The organism is Dyella lutea, assembly GCF_024158035.1.
GTDB lineage: Bacteria > Pseudomonadota > Gammaproteobacteria > Xanthomonadales > Rhodanobacteraceae > Dyella_A > Dyella_A lutea.
Genome location: NZ_JAMZEK010000005.1, coordinates 146,026 through 160,791, shown reverse-complemented (window position 1 = coordinate 160,791; position 14,766 = coordinate 146,026). Strand labels below are relative to the sequence as shown.

Below are 14,766 nucleotides of genomic sequence, written 5' to 3'. Positions count from 1 at the left end.
GCACGCACCAGGCTCCCGACAGTCCCCCTCCCCCACTCACCACTGGCCCCGGATACCCACCATGAACATCCGCTCGGAGAAGTTGGAGTGCGCCGGCTGGTCCGGCCACACCAGGTAATACCGCTGGTACTCGTTGGTGAGGTTGGTGCCGTCCACGAACAGCTCGGCGCGCTTGTCGATCTTGTAGGAGATCGACGCGTCGAGATACTTCTGCGGCGCCTCGTACATCTCCAGGCCGGTGATGCCGCCCACGTCCTCCGACACCGCACGCCGCGACCGGTAGTTGTAGGCGACACGTGCCTGGAAGCGGTCGTCCTGATACCACAGGATGAGATTGCCGGACTTGGTCGAGTTGTCCTGGAACGGGATCTTGTGCCCCGCCAGGTCCTTTTCCCCGGTGTCGCTAGGCGCATACGTCGCGTTGAGCTCGATGCCGGTCTTGGACAGGATGCCCGGCAGGAAGGTGAAGCCCTGGCGATAGTCGAACTCGGCGCCGTGGATGCTGTTTCCGGTGCCCTGCACCGGTTCGGTGATCGTGACGCAGTGATTGCGCACGACACCGTCCTCGTCCGGCAGGGTGCAATCGATCACGCTGCCGCTCTTGATGAAGCTCTGCACGTTGATGCGGAACAGCGCGAGGCTGATCATGCTGGTGGGGTTGAGGTAGTACTCCAGCGAAGCACCGTAGTTCTTCGAACGCCACGGGTCGAGATGCGGATTGCCGGTCGAGTTGCCGGCCGCGACGCGATACAGCGGGCCCTGCGGGGTTTCCACCAGCGAGTAGTTGAGCTGCAGACCGCCGCCCCAGGTGCTGAGATCGAGCGGCATCATGTTCTTCGAATAGGCCAGGCGCAGCTTCAGGTCTTCGGTCAGGTCCAGCGCGAAGTTCGCGGACGGCAGATAGTCCGTGTAGCGTCGACGCGTGGCATCGACGCCAGCATCCGCAGGCTCGGTACCGTAGGCGCCCGGATCGCCGGACAGGTGCTGGGTGACATTGAGATTGGTGCGGATCACCCGCACACCGACGTTGGCGCTATAGGGCATGTTGCCGAGGTTGCCGTCAAAGTTGCCCTGCACGTAGGCCGACGACTCCTTCATCCACACCGCCCAGGTGCGTCCCGGCGTGCCTTGCCGGATGGTGTCGGGATAGAGCGACTTCCAGTAGGCCTCGGGGTTGTCCATCGCGTGCGGATCGATCGCCCAGAAGGTGATCCCCGAACCGAGCAGGTTGGAATACTGCTTCCAGTTGTCGGCCAGCGGCCCCGGCGTGTTCGGTATCTGCAATGCCGAAATGGGTCCGCCGCGGAAGTAGCCCTGCGCGTTGCCGGCGGTGCACGAGCCACTGTTCAGCACCACGTCGGCGCCGACGTAGCGCACCAGGCATCCATTCGGATCGCTGGCGCCCATGCCGGCGTACACCGGCGTGACCAGGGTGTAGCCGATGTTGTCGGCACTGCGGATGCTGTTGCGCGCACCGAAGTCGAGGCGGATGCCGTCGTCGAAGTCGTAGTGCCCGTCGAAGCGCAGCGCGCTGAGACCGACCGAGCGGTCGTAGTCGCCGGAAGACTCCAGCGTCTTCATGGTCCAGCCGTTCGGATCGGCCAATTGGCTGGAGAGCGACGACGGCATGCTGATCGTGAGGTAGCGGCCGCCCAGGTTGGCGACGATCGGCACCGTGTTCTGTGGCATGCCGTTGGCGTTGAAGACCCGGTTGCCGCCCAGCTGGTCGGGAAAGATGAAGGTACCCGGCGGCACGGCGCCGTCCGGTACGCCGGGCATCAGCACGTTGGGCCACAGGCCGCCGTCGGAATTGGAGATGTTGATGTCGGTCTCGATGTTCGACTGGCTCGCCGTATCGCGGATGCCGCGGACGCTACCCGTGAAGGGACCGCCGTTGTCGAAATCGACCTGGAGATTGAAGTTCTTCGCGGTGGAGACCTTGCGTGTGATCTGCGAGAACGACTCCACGTCACCCGGCCACTTCTCGTAGACCTGGGTGGTGTACAGCTGCATGCCATCCCAGCCCGGCTCGGGCGTGCCGTACGAGCCGGCGACGGGCGCGCCGGTGTTGCGTGACTTCAGCGGCACGTAGGTCGCGCCCTGCCAGTTGGTCGAGTTGAACTGGATGCCGACGTTGCGATCGAACTGGCTCTGGTGGGCGTAGAAGAAGTCACTGGTCATGGTGAAACCGCTGCCCAGATCCATCTGGAACGAGGCGTTGCCGGACTTGCGCTTGCGCTGGGTGGTAATGTCGTAGAGGGCGATGTTCTGACTACCCATGAACACGCCGTTGGACTTGCCATCGCCGTTCACGTCGACGCTGCCGTCGGGGTTCTGCACGATCTGCGAAGGAATCGGTGCATCGTTCCACGGCGTCAGGAACCCGTTGTAGCCGCCGGCGCTGGCCGCGTTCTCGCCATTGAAAACCACCCCGTACTGGTCCAGGCCCTCGTTCGAGTTCGAACGCGTGGTGTCGGAGTAATCGGCGGAAACCAGCAGGCCCCAGCGGCCTTCGTCATTGTATGAGAACAGTCCGCTCGCCTCCGGCCCCCATTTGCTGGAAGTACGGCCTCGTTCGCCGTCGGCGGAGTAGCTGTAGGTGAATCCGCTCGGCAAGTCCCAGGGGCGATAGGTATGCAGGTCGAGCGAGCCGCTGATGCCGCCGTCGGTGAGGCTGGCGGTGGGCGACTTGATGACGTCCACGCCGTGGAACAGCGTGGAAGGCAGCATGGTGAAGTCGGGCTGTTGCGAATCGATCTGGTCGGCAGTGATGAAGGCCTCGCCGTTGAGCATGGTGCCGACCTCGGGCAGGCCACGCACGTCCACCGTGGTGCCCACGCCGGCATCGCGGTTGATCTGCACGCCGGTGACGCGCTGCAAGGCGTCGGTGATGGTCACGTCGGGCAGCTGGCCGATGCTCTCGGCCGTGATGCTGTCCTGGATGTTCGGTGCAACCCGCTTCAACTCGATCGCGCGCATCTGCGATGCGCGCACGCCAACGACGTTGATGGTGGACAGCGTGACTGCGCCCTTGCCCTTCTTGGCCGCGCTCTGCTTCGCCTTCTTCGCGTCCTGGGTGTCGGACGACGACATGTTCGACACGTCCTGCGGCGGGGTAGCCTGGGTTCCCTGCGTATCCACCGGGGTACCCGCGCGCGGCGACGCCATGGCCGACGTCGCCACGGCGGCGAACAACGACATCGAGATGGCCAATGACAAGGGGTGCTTGCGCTGTTTGGTGGACATGAGCTCTACCTCTTGGTTGATGTCTGTCGGGCCGCTGGGGCTCCACGATGCCGCGACACGTTCCCCGGGAAGGCGCCTGCTGCATGGCGTGCCACGGCGATGACGGTCTCGATGCATCCGGCCACGGCACTGCCTGCCACGACCGCTCCCACTCGATGTTCCCCAGCGGATTGCGTATTCCGCGTCCTGCTACCTGCCGCGCGCACGAACCACGCCGGCGATCCGTCCCTGCGCACTTTTCGCGTACACACACGGTGGCCGATGCCGCCCTCCCCAGGACGGTCGACGGACTTCCGGTGCCGAGCTCGCGGTGCGGTTCATGGCGAACCGGCCACGACCTCCTGGCGCGGCTTCACGTCCGACATGCCGCGCTTGAGGTACCACTTGGCGGCGCCCAGCACGCCATTGCGGCCGTGTTCCGAGACCCGCACCGGAACACGCTGGAGAAACGCACGCACGCTGCGACCGTGCAGGAACCGCTCTTCGAAGGCGCTGCGCCGGAGCAAGGCGAAGATGGAATTCAGGAAGCCGCCAGCGAGATAGACACCGCCCGCGCTCATGAAGGTCATGGCGAGGCTGCCAGCGAAGCTCCCCAGCGCCGCGCAGAAGATCTCCACGGCCTCCATCGCAAGCGCGTCGCTGCCCGCGGCAGCCGCTTCGGTGACGCCCTCTGGGGTCGTCAACCACGGCACCTTTCCGCGCAACGTGCATAACGTTGCATACAGGGTCAGCAGGCCAGGACCGGACACAATGCGCTCGTACGCCAGGTAACCACCACCGGGCGCAAGTTGGGCGAGCACGTCGCGTTCGCGCAGCGAGTTCGGTGCGAAATCCATCTGGCCCGCTTCGGTGGTGAGTACATGACCGCCAGCGGAATCGGGCAATCGCGCAGCGGCACCGAGCCCAGTACCCGGCCCGATCACCAGGACCGGCCCCTCGGGGTGGGCATCCGGTCCGCACAGGAGACGGCCGCCGCAATCGGTGCGATTGTCGAAGGCGTACCCCAGCGCTTCAAAGTCGTTGAGGACCGCGATCTCATCAAGCACCATCGCTTCGCTCAACTGCCGCAGGTCGATCGGCCAGGCCGAGTTGTCATTCAGCACTTCGTCATCCATCACCTGGCCAGCGCAGGCGAGTACGCAGTGCCGCACCGGGGTGTGCACCTCATCAGCGACAAAGGTTTTCAGCATTTCCGTCAACCCGGAAAAGTCAGCGCAAGCAAACCGCCGGTACGCGAGTACATCGATATCGCGGCCCCCGGCCGGCGAGGCGCGCATCAACGCGATACGGGCATAAGTTCCGCCGACATCCGCCGCCAGAAACGGCATCACCGGAACCCCCTCCGGTCGATCCAGGTGGTCGATCGCTACGTTCACCCGTGCCTCCCCGCACTGGAACGGCGATCAGCTTGAAATTCATTGTCACCGGTGTCAACTTGCAATGCACAAGCAAAGATCGATGAGTATGTTTTATTAAATCATTGTTTTATAAGATTTTTGTAAAAATGATCGACAAATTTTTGCCTAATGCGCTGCTTTGCAGCAATTGAGGGATTGATCCAAACCGCCTATCCCGCGGCTGTACCTACCGGCAACCGTCGTGCAACCAGCCGGGTGGCACGGACTGCGCACGCAGCTGCCGCCGGATGGATGCGCCGCGTACAAGCAGGCCCGCGCACCGTTTCCCGTGGCGATGCCGTTGAGCCCCCCCCCATACGCACCGCACCGTCAGAGATTGCGTCGGGTGCGATCACGCCCCCGGTGATGACCAGACCGAGGGCTTGTCGTGTCAGCCTGCAACACCGTAGCGGGCCGGGGCCAGCATCGCTGCAGTGAGCCCGGCGTCCTGCAGGTGCGTCGGCAGCGGGCGGCCCAGTGCCAGGTTCGCGCAGGCCTCGCCCATCGCCGCCGAGGTCTGGATGCCGTAGCCGCCCTGCGCGGCGACCCAGAAGAAACCCGGCGCATCGCTCGCGAAGCCGCCGACCAGGTCGCCGTCGGCGACGAACGAACGCAGCCCGGCCCAGGTTCGGGTAGGGCGGCGGATTTCCAGCGTGGTCGCCTGCTCGATGTGATGGATCCCTAGCGCGATGTCGAACTCTTCCGGCTGCACGTCGTGCGGATGGGTGGGATCGGCATTCGCCGCCGAGCCGAGCAGTTGGCCCGCGTCCGGCTTGAAGTAGAAGGTCTCATCGAGGTCGCAGACGAACGGCCAGTCGGCGGTGGCGAGCCCGGCCGGCGGCTCGAACACGAACGCCGATCGCCGCTTGGGCACCAGCCCCAGCGGCGCCACGCCGGCCATCGCGGCCACCTGATCGGCCCAGGCGCCGGCGGCATCCAGCAGCAGCGGCGCATGGAAGCGTCGATCGCCGACGCGCGCCATCCAGCCGCCGCCGTCGCGCTCGATCGCCGTGATCGCCTGGTCCACGTGCAGCGCGCCGCCGCGCGCTTTCAGGCCACGCAGGAAACCCTGGTGCAGTTCGTTGACGTCGATGTCGGCGGCGCCCGGTTCGTGCAGGCCGATCGCCGCCACTTCCGGGCGCAGCACCGGCACGTGGTCGCGAACGCGCGAACCGTCGTGCAGCTCCAGCTCGGGCGTGTCGCGGCGCATGGCCTCGAACATCGCGCGCACCTGCTCCGCCTGCTCGGCGCGGCCGATCACCGTGGCGCCGCGCAGGGTGAGGATCGGATGCGCGGCGAAGCCCTCCGGCGGCGCGGCCAGGAATGGACGCGTGGCGCGGGTCAGCGCGCGCACCTGCGGCGTGCCGTAGGTCTCGCTGAACAGTGCGGCCGAGCGGCCGGTGGAATGCATGCCGGCGTAAGGCTCGCGCTCGAGCACGATCACCCGCGCGTGCAGGGCGAGAAAATACGCCACCGAGGCGCCGGCCATGCCGGCACCGATCACGATGGCATCGGCGTGTTCTGTGCTCATGCGCCCTCCTTCGCCGACTGCCGCGCCACCACGCTGGTCGCGGTGAGATCACAGGTGACGTTGCCCAACGTGGCCAGCGTGTCCGGCAAGGTGTCCACCGCCAGCATCAGGCCGAGCGGCCCCACCGGCACGCCCATCGCCTGCGCCACCGGCAGGTTGGTGGCGATGAAGGTGACCTGCCCTGGCAGGCCCACCGAACCCAGGCTGATCACCACCGCCAGCGCCGCGCCCGCGGCGAGCGCGGCGGGCGACAGGTCGATGCCGTAGGCCCAGGCGATGAACGAGGCCGACACCACGTACTGCACCGGGCTGGTCAGCCGGCACAGCGACACCGCCATCGGCAGCACCAGCGCGGTGACGCGTTCGGGATAACCCAGCTTGGTGTTCGCGCTTTCCAGCATCGCCGGCAGCGAGGCCAGCGAGGATTGCGTGCTCAGCGCCACCGCCTGCGCGGGCACCAGCGCGGGGACGAAACGCCGCCACGTCTCGCCGCCCCAGGTCACCGCCACCACCAGCATCGCCAGGGTCACCGTGACGTAAAGCAGGCACTCAACCAGCACGTAGATACCCAGCGCGCCGAGCATGCTCAGCCCCGCGCGGGCGCACACCGCCAGGATCAGCGCGAACACGCCCACCGGCGCCACCCACAGCACCCAGCGCACGATCACGATCATCGCGTCGGCGATCGACTGGAAGAACTCCACCAGCATCGCGCGCCGCTCCGGCTTGATCTGGGTGAGCGCAAAGCCGAGGAACAGCGCGAACACCACCAGCGGCAGCATCGCGCTCTGCGCGGCGGCGGCAATCGCATTGGTCGGCACGATCGAGGTCACCGCCTCCACCCAGCCGGTCGGTGCGGTGCGCGCGGACAGCGGCACGGTGGCGTGGCTCAGCGCCTCGCTCAGCGCCGGGTTGTGCGGGAACAGGCGGAACAGCCACGGCGCCAGCAACGCGGCGAGGAAGGCGCCACCGGTGAGCAGCACCAGGAACACCACGATCGCCCGCCGCGCCACGCGGCCGGACGCCGCCGCATCGCTGGCGGTGTTCACGCCTACCACCACCAGCGACAGCACCAGCGGCACCACGGTCATCTGCAACGCCGCCAGCCACAGCTTGCCGGCGGGCTGCACCACGGCGGCCACCTGGGTCGCCAGCGCCGGATCGAACGCCGCCAGCCCCAGCCCGACCACGGCGCCGAGCGCCAGGCCCAGCAGCACGCGCACCGTCGGGCTCATCGGCTGGCCTCCAGCGACGGCAGTTGCCAGTCGTCGCGGACGGCGGCGTAGGCTTGTTTCGGCAGCAACACGAACACGGGATGATCTTCGGGCTTCAGCCAGCCGAGCAGGCTGCGCATCGATTCGGGCGTCATCGCCGTGCAGCCGGCGGTGCCGGTGGTGGGCGAGGCCCACAGGTGGCCGAAGATGCAGCTGCCGGCGCCGGGCTTCGCGTCCGGATTGCTGTCGATCACGAAGCCCATGCGGTAGCGCTGATCGCCGTGCACGTGGATGTCGCGGCGCATCGGCTCGGACGAGCCCTTCACCGCTTCCGCACCGACCACCTTCGCGTCGACGATTTGGTTGTAGTAACGCGCGCCGCTGACGTCCATGCACCAGTCGGTGGCGCTGAGCGCGCGGTACGGCATCGCCGTGGCCAGCGTCTTCGCATAACCGAAGGCGGTGCCGATGCGGAACACGCCCGCCGGGCTGCGGTTGTCGCCCTCGCGCTTGACCGGACCATCGTCGCGCGACGGCTGCAGGCCGAGTCCCCAGGCCGCGCCGGCCTTGCCGATCACCACCGGCCACGACGCGCCGACGGCGAGCCAGTGGCCGTCCTGGCGTACGAAACGGCGCAGCGTGCCCTGGTCGGTATTCCAGTCGTCGATGGTCACCAGCACCAGTTGCCGCGCGCTGTGCCACGGCGGCGTGGCCGGTGCGGCGAAAGCCCGGGTGGAGAGCGTGAGCGCGGCGAGCACGGCGGCTCGCCGCAGGAAAGTGAGCGTGGAGGTCATCGGGAGCCTTGCTGCCTGCCGAAGCGGTTACGGTTCGAGGATGTGCTGGATGCGTTCCAGGTTGCCCAGCAACTGCCTGCGGCGGTCGTCGTGGCCCTCGCACAGGCGCACGAACAGGCCGTCGAGCAGGTGCTGCATCGCCGATTGGTAGAGCAGCGGCTGGATGTACGGCTGCTCGTCATGCGCGGATACCACCAGCGACAGGTCGGCCAGCGTGCGCAGCGGATTGGCGGTGTGCCGGGTCAGCGTGACCAGCTGGCCGCGGCGCTCGCGGAACTGCCGCGCGATCTTGCCCAGCGCGGCGTGCTGGCCGAATTCGGAGATCACCACCAGCACGTCGCCAGCCTGCGCCGCCGCCACGTTGGAGGTCATCCGCACCATGTCGAAGCTGTGCACGGCGAGGATGCCCAGCGTGGCCAGGCGTAGCGCGAAGGTGCGCACCAGCACGTCGTCGTCGCCCATGCCGAGCAGGAACACCCGGCCACTGCGGCCGGCGCGGTCGATCGCCTCGGCCACTGCCTGGATCGCCTCCGGCGCGTTGATGACGCGGGTTTCCTCCTCGGCCGCGCACTTGCGCCGCCACAGCCGGTCGGCCAGCCCCGAGCTGGCTGTTTCCTGGGTTGGCGACACCGTCGCGGTCTCGCCCGGTGCGGCGCGGGCGATCGCCTCGCCGATCGAGTACTTGAGGTCCGGGTAGCCCTTGAAGCCCAGCTTCTGGGTGAACTTCACCACGCTGGACTGGCTGATGCCCAACGCATTGGCCAGTTGCTGCGAGGAGTAGTCGCGCAGCAGCTGCGCGTTCTCCACTATGAAGTCGGCAATGCGCCGCTCCACCGCCGACATCTGGTCGCGCTCCGAACGGATCTTCACCAGCGGTGACATGTTCGCGCTCACGATCTCACTCCGACACCGGCTCCAGGCCACGGATCTCGCGGATGCCCAGCCCCGGGGCGTCGGTCACGGAGATCTCCGATTCGTTGAAGAGTACCCCGCCGTCGACCGGATTGAACTGGCTCAGCGAGGGGCCGTCGAGATCGACCTTGGTGATCACGTCGGCCTTGGCCACCGCCACGTGCACGGCCGCCGCCACGCTGATCGAGGTTTCCAGCATGCAGCCGATCATGCATTCCACGCCGTGCATCGCGGCGATGTCGGCAATCTTCACCGCGTTGGAGATGCCGCCGGTCTTCATCAGCTTGATGTTGATGATGTCGGCCGCACGCAGGCGGATCAGTTCGATCACTTCCATCGGGCCGAACACGCTCTCGTCGGCCATCACCGGCGTATGCACCCGCTCGGTGACATAGCGCATGCCGGCCAGGTCGCGCGCCTTCACCGGCTGCTCGACCAGCTCCAGCTTGATGCCGGCGTCTTCCAGCGTCTGCAGCGCGTAGACCGCCTGCTTGGCGGTCCAGCCCTGGTTGGCGTCCAGCCGCAGCAGGGCGCGGCCCTCGACGGCCGCGTAGATCGCCTTGACCCGCTCGATGTCGACGCCGATGTCCTTGCCCACCTTGATCTTCAGCGACTCGAAGCCGCGCTCCACCGCGTTGATCGAGTCGGCCACCATCTTGTCGATGTAGTCCACGCTGATGGTGATGTCGGTGGTGATCACCGGATCGCCGCCGCCCAGCAACTGGTACAGCGGCGCGTTGTAGAGCTGGCCCCACAGGTCGTACAGGGCGATCTCCACCGCGGCCTTGGCCGAGGAGTTCTTTTCCATCGAACCCTGGATCAGCCCGGTCAGCCGGTTGAGGTCGGCGACCTCCTGGCCGATCAGCCGCGGCGAGATGTAGTGGCGGATCGCGTCGACGATCGAGCCGTGGGTGTCGCCGGTGATCACCGCGGTGGCCGGTGCCTCGCCGTAGCCGACGTGGCCGGTGTCGGTGTGCATCATCACCACGATGTCCTCGACCTGGCTCACCGTGCGCAGCGCGGTCTTGAACGGCGTCTTCAGCGGCACCCGCAGCATGCCGAACTGGATGTCTGTGATCTTCATGGGTTCGCTGTCACTTGTCCTGGGTGCTTATGGAGCCCGCGTGGGCGCGTGTGTCCTGGTGGATGGAGAGCAAGATCAAAATGGATTCCCGCTTGCGCGGGAATGACGCCCGCCTGGGGAGGCCTTATCGGGCCGCCCTTGCAGCTTTCCGGAAAAGCCGTAAGCGATGAGAACCCTAACCCCGCATGCCTCCGCGCCGTCATTCCCGCGCAAGCGGGAACCCATTTGCTCTTTGTCCCCCAACTCGCCCCGCACCGCCACGTTCAAGCCCCTCAATGCCGGATGTGCACGATGCTGGTCATGTGGTCGATGAAGGTTGAGCCGTCCTTGCCGTAGAGCATCGGCAGCAGGGGCGTCACCGACACCGCGTTGAGCTTGACGTGGCGGATGCTGCCGTCGCCCTTGCGGTAGCTCATGCCCAGCACGTCGTGGATCACCCACGGCTGCCCCTGCCACTGGCCGATCACCATCATCACGTGTCCGGGGATGTAGACCAGGTCGCCCACCTTCAGCGCCATGGCGGCCTTGAGCCGTTCGGCGTGATCGTCCCGCGCCGTGAAAGCGCGATGATCCAGCGCCGGGCTGATCGCCTGCCGGCTGGTGTTGCGCGGCATTTCCACGCCCATCGAGCGATACACGTCCGAGACGAAGCCGGAGCAGTCGCGTCCGTCGTAGGCATGACCCCAGCCGTAGCGCTCGCCGAGGAACTTGAACGCCTGCCGGATGATGTTCGCCTCGGTCAGCGGCAGATAGTCGGGCGAGGTGTCCTTGTTGATCTGCACCAGCGCGGGGGCGAAGGCCAGCGTGCCGTCGTCGTTGCGGATCGGCAGCTCGAGCACGTGCGCGGCGTACGGCGTCTGCCCGTTCACCGGCTGGTCCGGCGAAAGATCGGTGGCCAGCGGTACGCGCTCACCCATGTCCAGTTGCAGCTGCGATACCGCCGGCTGCTCGCGCGTGTAGACCGTGTGCACCGTGCCGCCGGTGACCACCCGCGCCGCTGTCCGTCCGGCGTAGTCGAAGACCTGCTTCGCGCTGCCGATCGCCACGTTCTCGCGATGCGTCCAGGCGGCATAGCGTGGGCTCACCACGAACAGCCAACGGCCGTCGGCGCTGGTATGCGCCACCACCACCGGCGTGCCGGGGAACTCGGCGGTTTCCTGGAAACGGTCGATGTCGGTGTCGCCGGGATGGCTGAACACGCGCAGGTCGGTGGGCAGGCTGCGCAGCGCGGCGCGCTTCACCACCAGGCCGTAGCGGGTGGGCTCACTGGCCGGCACCGCGTCGCCGTGGGCGTTGTCGACGATCGCCTTGATCGTCGCCTCCGGCACCGGCTGGCCGTGGACGTCGTACAGCGGCCGGGTCGGCGGCGTCGACACCGTGTACAGCCAGGCATCCACCTGCGCGCGATCCAGCGTGGCCGGCAGCTTGCGCAGATCGTGCATCGAGGGGTCATCGGCCAGCAGCTTGGCGTTCTGCGCGGCGATCTGCGCCGGCGTCAGCAGCACCGTGTCGGACTGCGGGCGCAGGTTGATCCAGAACTCCGGCGTGAGCTGCGCCGGGCCCACGCCCAGCACGCCCGAGGGCGGCACGGGCAGGTTTTGCTCCGCATGCAGGCCGGGCGACGCGGCCGCGCCAGCCAGCAGCAGGCCCAGGCACAGCGCACGGATCAATGAAATGGTCATGGTCGGATTCCCGTCATGGAGGACCGGCTCAGGGCACGGCCAGCGTCGACATCACCGACGCCACCAGCAGCCCGAAGGCAGTCCCGAGGATGTAGCCCAGCAGGGCGAGCAGGATGCCCACCGGCACCAGCGCGCGCGAATACGCCGCCGCCAGCACCGGGGCCGCCGCCACACCGCCGATGTGCGCCAGCGAGGAGATGCCGCACAGGTACAGGTCGAAGTGGAAAATCCGCGCAAACCCCACCAGCAGCACCGCATGCAGCGCGATCACGGTGACGCCGCACAGGATGTACAGCGGCGCCTCGCCCAGGCCGTGGAAGTTGCTCTGCGAGGCCAGCATCGCCACCACGAAGATCAGCATCGCGCCGGAGATGCTGCCGGCCCCGGGAAAGCGCGCCACCGGCGTGTGCGCCACCGCCAGGCCGGCCAGCGTCGACAGCAGGATCGTCCAGGTGCCGGCGCTGACCATCTCGGAAGTGGGCAACCAGCCGGCAACCACCCGCGCCAGCGTCGTCGCCAGCAGCGCCGCGCCCAGCCAAAGCAGTACGTTCTCCGGCACGGTGGGGCCGCTCGGCGCCACTTCCGCCACCTCCAGCTCGCCACTGGAGCGCGCGCGGGTCCAGCGGTTGAACGCCGGCGCCAGCCGCGCCACCGAGAACAGCACCACCACCCACATCGAATAGCAGACCGCATCGGTGAGCAGCGACATCGCCAGGTGCGGGTCGGACATGCCGATCCCCTGCTTCACGCCGATCATGTTGGCGGTGCCGCCGACCCAGCTGCCGGACAGCGCGGCCAGCGGATGCCAGTCGTCGCCGCGCAGCCAGTGGCGGTAGATCAGGAAGGTCGCGATGAAGGCGATGAACAGGCTGACCGTGGTGCAGGCAAACACCGCCAGCACGCGCGGCCCGAGCCGGAAGATCGCGCGCAGGTCGCAGTTGATCATCAGCAGGAACAACAGCGCCGGCACCAGGTTGCCAATCAGCAGCGACTGCGCCGCCTTGATCGGCGCATTCACCTGCCACACCCCGGCGATCGCCAGCGTGGTGACCAGCAGATAGACCATCACGATCGGCGGCAGCACCTGCAAGATGCGCCAGCCGAAGCGGCGCTCCAGCGCCGGAAACACTCCCGCCACCACCAGCATCAGGCCGACAAACGGCCACACCGTCTGGATCACTCGCGCCCCCGTCGGGCACCTGGGTCCCGTGCCGTCATGGAATATGTCATTCCTACAAAATTCAAAAGCAGCATAAATTATTGACGCTGTTTTGCAAGCGTGCTACACAACGGTTTCGCAAGTTCATGTCGGGGGAAGCACGCATGACGGGGAGCAGATTGCCGCATCACCGGTCGACCGGCACGGGAAACCGCCGCGCGGCCATGGCCGGCTGGACCGGTCGCACCCGTCCGCTGCTGCTCGCCACGCTGCTTGCGCTGCCCGCCGCCGTGCCGGCCGCCACCCCCGATCATCACTCCCTGCCTGCCATCATCGCCCAGATCGACGCCGGACATTTCCATGACGCGGATGCGGCGATCACCGCGGCACTGAAGCAACCGGGCCTGTCCGCCGCACAGCGCGAGGCGCTGGCCTTCCAGCGCGAGCGCATGCGGCGCATCCGGCTCGATTTCCGTCTCGATGCCGACCAGGTCGAGGCGCGCGTGCGCAAGGAGATCCCCGACCTGACCCAGGCCGAGTTCGACCGCTGGAACCACGCCGGCCTGTTCGAGCACCTGGTCATCGACGGGCACACCTTCTACTTCAACCGCTCGCCGGGCAACCTGTTCCGGCTGAGCGCCGAGGCCCGCGCGCGCCGCGCCGATCCCAAGCCGTTCGACGACACGCCCAACGGCGTGCTCAACGACCATCACCGCAGCGTGGTGCGCGACGCGCTGGCCACCGGCCGCAGCGGGGTGGATCCGCTGCGCGTGGAGGTGACCCAGACGCTGACCGTCGATGCCGATGCGGTGCCCGCCGGCCAGACCCTGCGCGCCTGGATTCCCTACCCGCAGGCGATCCCGGGCCAGCAGGAGGCGATCCGGCTGGTCGGCAGCGTGCCGACCGGCGCGCGCGTCGCGCCGCCGTCGACGGCGCAACGCACCGCCTATCTCCAGAAGCAGGCCGTAGCGGGCCAGCCGACCGTATTCTCGATCACCTACGCCGTGACCGTACTGGCGCAGTACCACCGCATCGACGCGGACAAGGTAAGCGCCGAGACCATCACCCCCGCGCTGGCGCCCTACGTAGCCGAGCGCCCGCCGCACATCGTGTTCACCGACGACCTGCGCGCGTTCTCGCGCAAGGTGGTGGGCGACGAGAAGAACCCCTACCGCATCGCGCAGAAGCTGTTCGCCGCGGTCGATCGGATTCCCTGGGCCGGCGCGCGCGAGTACTCCACCATCAGCAACATCAGCGACTACACCCTGCACGCCGGCCACGGCGACTGCGGCGAGCAGACCATGCTGCTGATGACCCTGCTGCGGCTCAACGGCATCCCGAGCCGCTGGCAGTCCGGCTGGATGTTCTCCGACGGCCGCTACGACGACATCCACGACTGGGGCCAGCTCTACCTGCCGCCCTACGGCTGGGTGCCGGTGGACGTGACCTTCGGCCAGCTCGCGCCCGGGCCCGGCGACGACCCGGCGCTGCGCTGGTTCTACCTCGGCGGACTCGACGCCTACCGCATCGCCTTCAACAGCGACTTCAGCCGGCCGTTCGTGCCGGCCAAGACTTTCCCGCGCTCGGAGACGGTCGACTCGCAACGCGGCGAGGTCGAGTGGAGGGGCGGGAATCTGTACTTCAACCAGTGGCATTACCACTTCGCCTGGAAGCGACTGCCACTGCACGGACGCTCCGACAACTGACCGGCCGCGACCACACGCGGCCCGACAAAGCGAGAGGGGAG

10 protein-coding genes are annotated in these 14,766 nt (G+C 67.4%); 1 reads left to right on the top strand and 9 read right to left on the bottom strand.

Annotated elements, in window-relative coordinates:
* Positions 1–36: 36 nt before the first annotated feature.
* The 9 genes from NC595_RS19450 to NC595_RS19410 all read right to left on the bottom strand — a co-directional run bounded on the left by NC595_RS19450 (position 37) and on the right by NC595_RS19410 (position 13,040).
* A complete protein-coding gene (locus NC595_RS19450) occupies positions 37–3,246 on the bottom strand; it encodes a TonB-dependent receptor (RefSeq protein WP_253569044.1) in 3,210 nt (1,069 codons plus the stop codon).
* 317 nt (positions 3,247–3,563) lie between these two features.
* On the bottom strand, positions 3,564–4,622 hold the full coding sequence (locus tag NC595_RS19445; RefSeq protein ID WP_253569043.1) for a glucokinase: 1,059 nt from the start codon (positions 4,620–4,622) through the stop codon (positions 3,564–3,566).
* Positions 4,623–5,034: 412 nt separating this feature from the next.
* On the bottom strand, positions 5,035–6,174 hold the full coding sequence (locus tag NC595_RS19440; RefSeq protein WP_253569042.1) for an NAD(P)/FAD-dependent oxidoreductase: 1,140 nt from the start codon (positions 6,172–6,174) through the stop codon (positions 5,035–5,037).
* The gene (locus tag NC595_RS19435) at positions 6,171–7,409 is read right to left on the bottom strand and encodes a dicarboxylate/amino acid:cation symporter (protein ID WP_253569041.1); all 1,239 of its coding nucleotides are present in this window, start codon (positions 7,407–7,409) and stop codon (positions 6,171–6,173) included. The genes NC595_RS19440 and NC595_RS19435 overlap by 4 nt, the downstream gene beginning before the upstream one ends.
* On the bottom strand, positions 7,406–8,182 hold the full coding sequence (locus tag NC595_RS19430) for a L,D-transpeptidase family protein (protein ID WP_253569040.1): 777 nt from the start codon (positions 8,180–8,182) through the stop codon (positions 7,406–7,408). Before NC595_RS19430 ends, NC595_RS19435 begins: the two co-directional genes overlap by 4 nt.
* A gap of 27 nt (positions 8,183–8,209) precedes the next feature.
* Positions 8,210–9,064 carry a MurR/RpiR family transcriptional regulator gene (locus NC595_RS19425; protein WP_253569120.1) on the bottom strand — a complete coding sequence of 285 codons (855 nt, stop codon included), beginning with the start codon at positions 9,062–9,064 and terminating at the stop codon, positions 8,210–8,212.
* Positions 9,065–9,080: 16 nt separating this feature from the next.
* Positions 9,081–10,178, bottom strand: a complete 1,098-nt coding sequence (locus NC595_RS19420; protein WP_253569039.1) for a dipeptide epimerase — start codon at positions 10,176–10,178, stop codon at positions 9,081–9,083.
* 272 nt (positions 10,179–10,450) lie between these two features.
* Positions 10,451–11,860, bottom strand: a complete 1,410-nt coding sequence (locus tag NC595_RS19415) for a C40 family peptidase (RefSeq protein WP_253569038.1) — start codon at positions 11,858–11,860, stop codon at positions 10,451–10,453.
* 28 nt (positions 11,861–11,888) lie between these two features.
* A complete protein-coding gene (locus NC595_RS19410) occupies positions 11,889–13,040 on the bottom strand; it encodes a DUF819 family protein (protein WP_253569037.1) in 1,152 nt (383 codons plus the stop codon).
* 203 nt (positions 13,041–13,243) lie between these two features.
* Here NC595_RS19410 and NC595_RS19405 point away from each other — a divergent pair, with 203 nt between their 5' ends.
* The gene (locus NC595_RS19405; RefSeq protein ID WP_253569036.1) at positions 13,244–14,725 is read left to right on the top strand and encodes a transglutaminase-like domain-containing protein; all 1,482 of its coding nucleotides are present in this window, start codon (positions 13,244–13,246) and stop codon (positions 14,723–14,725) included.
* Positions 14,726–14,766 lie beyond the last annotated feature (41 nt).

What these genes read in the sequence shown, in the direction of transcription:
- NC595_RS19450 (WP_253569044.1), bottom strand. Translation starts at nt 3,246, where the DNA reads ATGTCCACCAAACAGCGCAAGCACCCCTTGTCATTGGCCATCTCGATG.
- NC595_RS19440 (WP_253569042.1), bottom strand. Translation starts at nt 6,174, where the DNA reads ATGAGCACAGAACACGCCGATGCCATCGTGATCGGTGCCGGCATGGCC.
- NC595_RS19435 (WP_253569041.1), bottom strand. Translation starts at nt 7,409, where the DNA reads ATGAGCCCGACGGTGCGCGTGCTGCTGGGCCTGGCGCTCGGCGCCGTG.
- NC595_RS19430 (WP_253569040.1), bottom strand. Translation starts at nt 8,182, where the DNA reads ATGACCTCCACGCTCACTTTCCTGCGGCGAGCCGCCGTGCTCGCCGCG.
- NC595_RS19425 (WP_253569120.1), bottom strand. Translation starts at nt 9,064, where the DNA reads ATGTCACCGCTGGTGAAGATCCGTTCGGAGCGCGACCAGATGTCGGCG.
- NC595_RS19420 (WP_253569039.1), bottom strand. Translation starts at nt 10,178, where the DNA reads ATGAAGATCACAGACATCCAGTTCGGCATGCTGCGGGTGCCGCTGAAG.
- NC595_RS19415 (WP_253569038.1), bottom strand. Translation starts at nt 11,860, where the DNA reads ATGACCATTTCATTGATCCGTGCGCTGTGCCTGGGCCTGCTGCTGGCT.
- NC595_RS19405 (WP_253569036.1), top strand. Translation starts at nt 13,244, where the DNA reads ATGGCCGGCTGGACCGGTCGCACCCGTCCGCTGCTGCTCGCCACGCTG.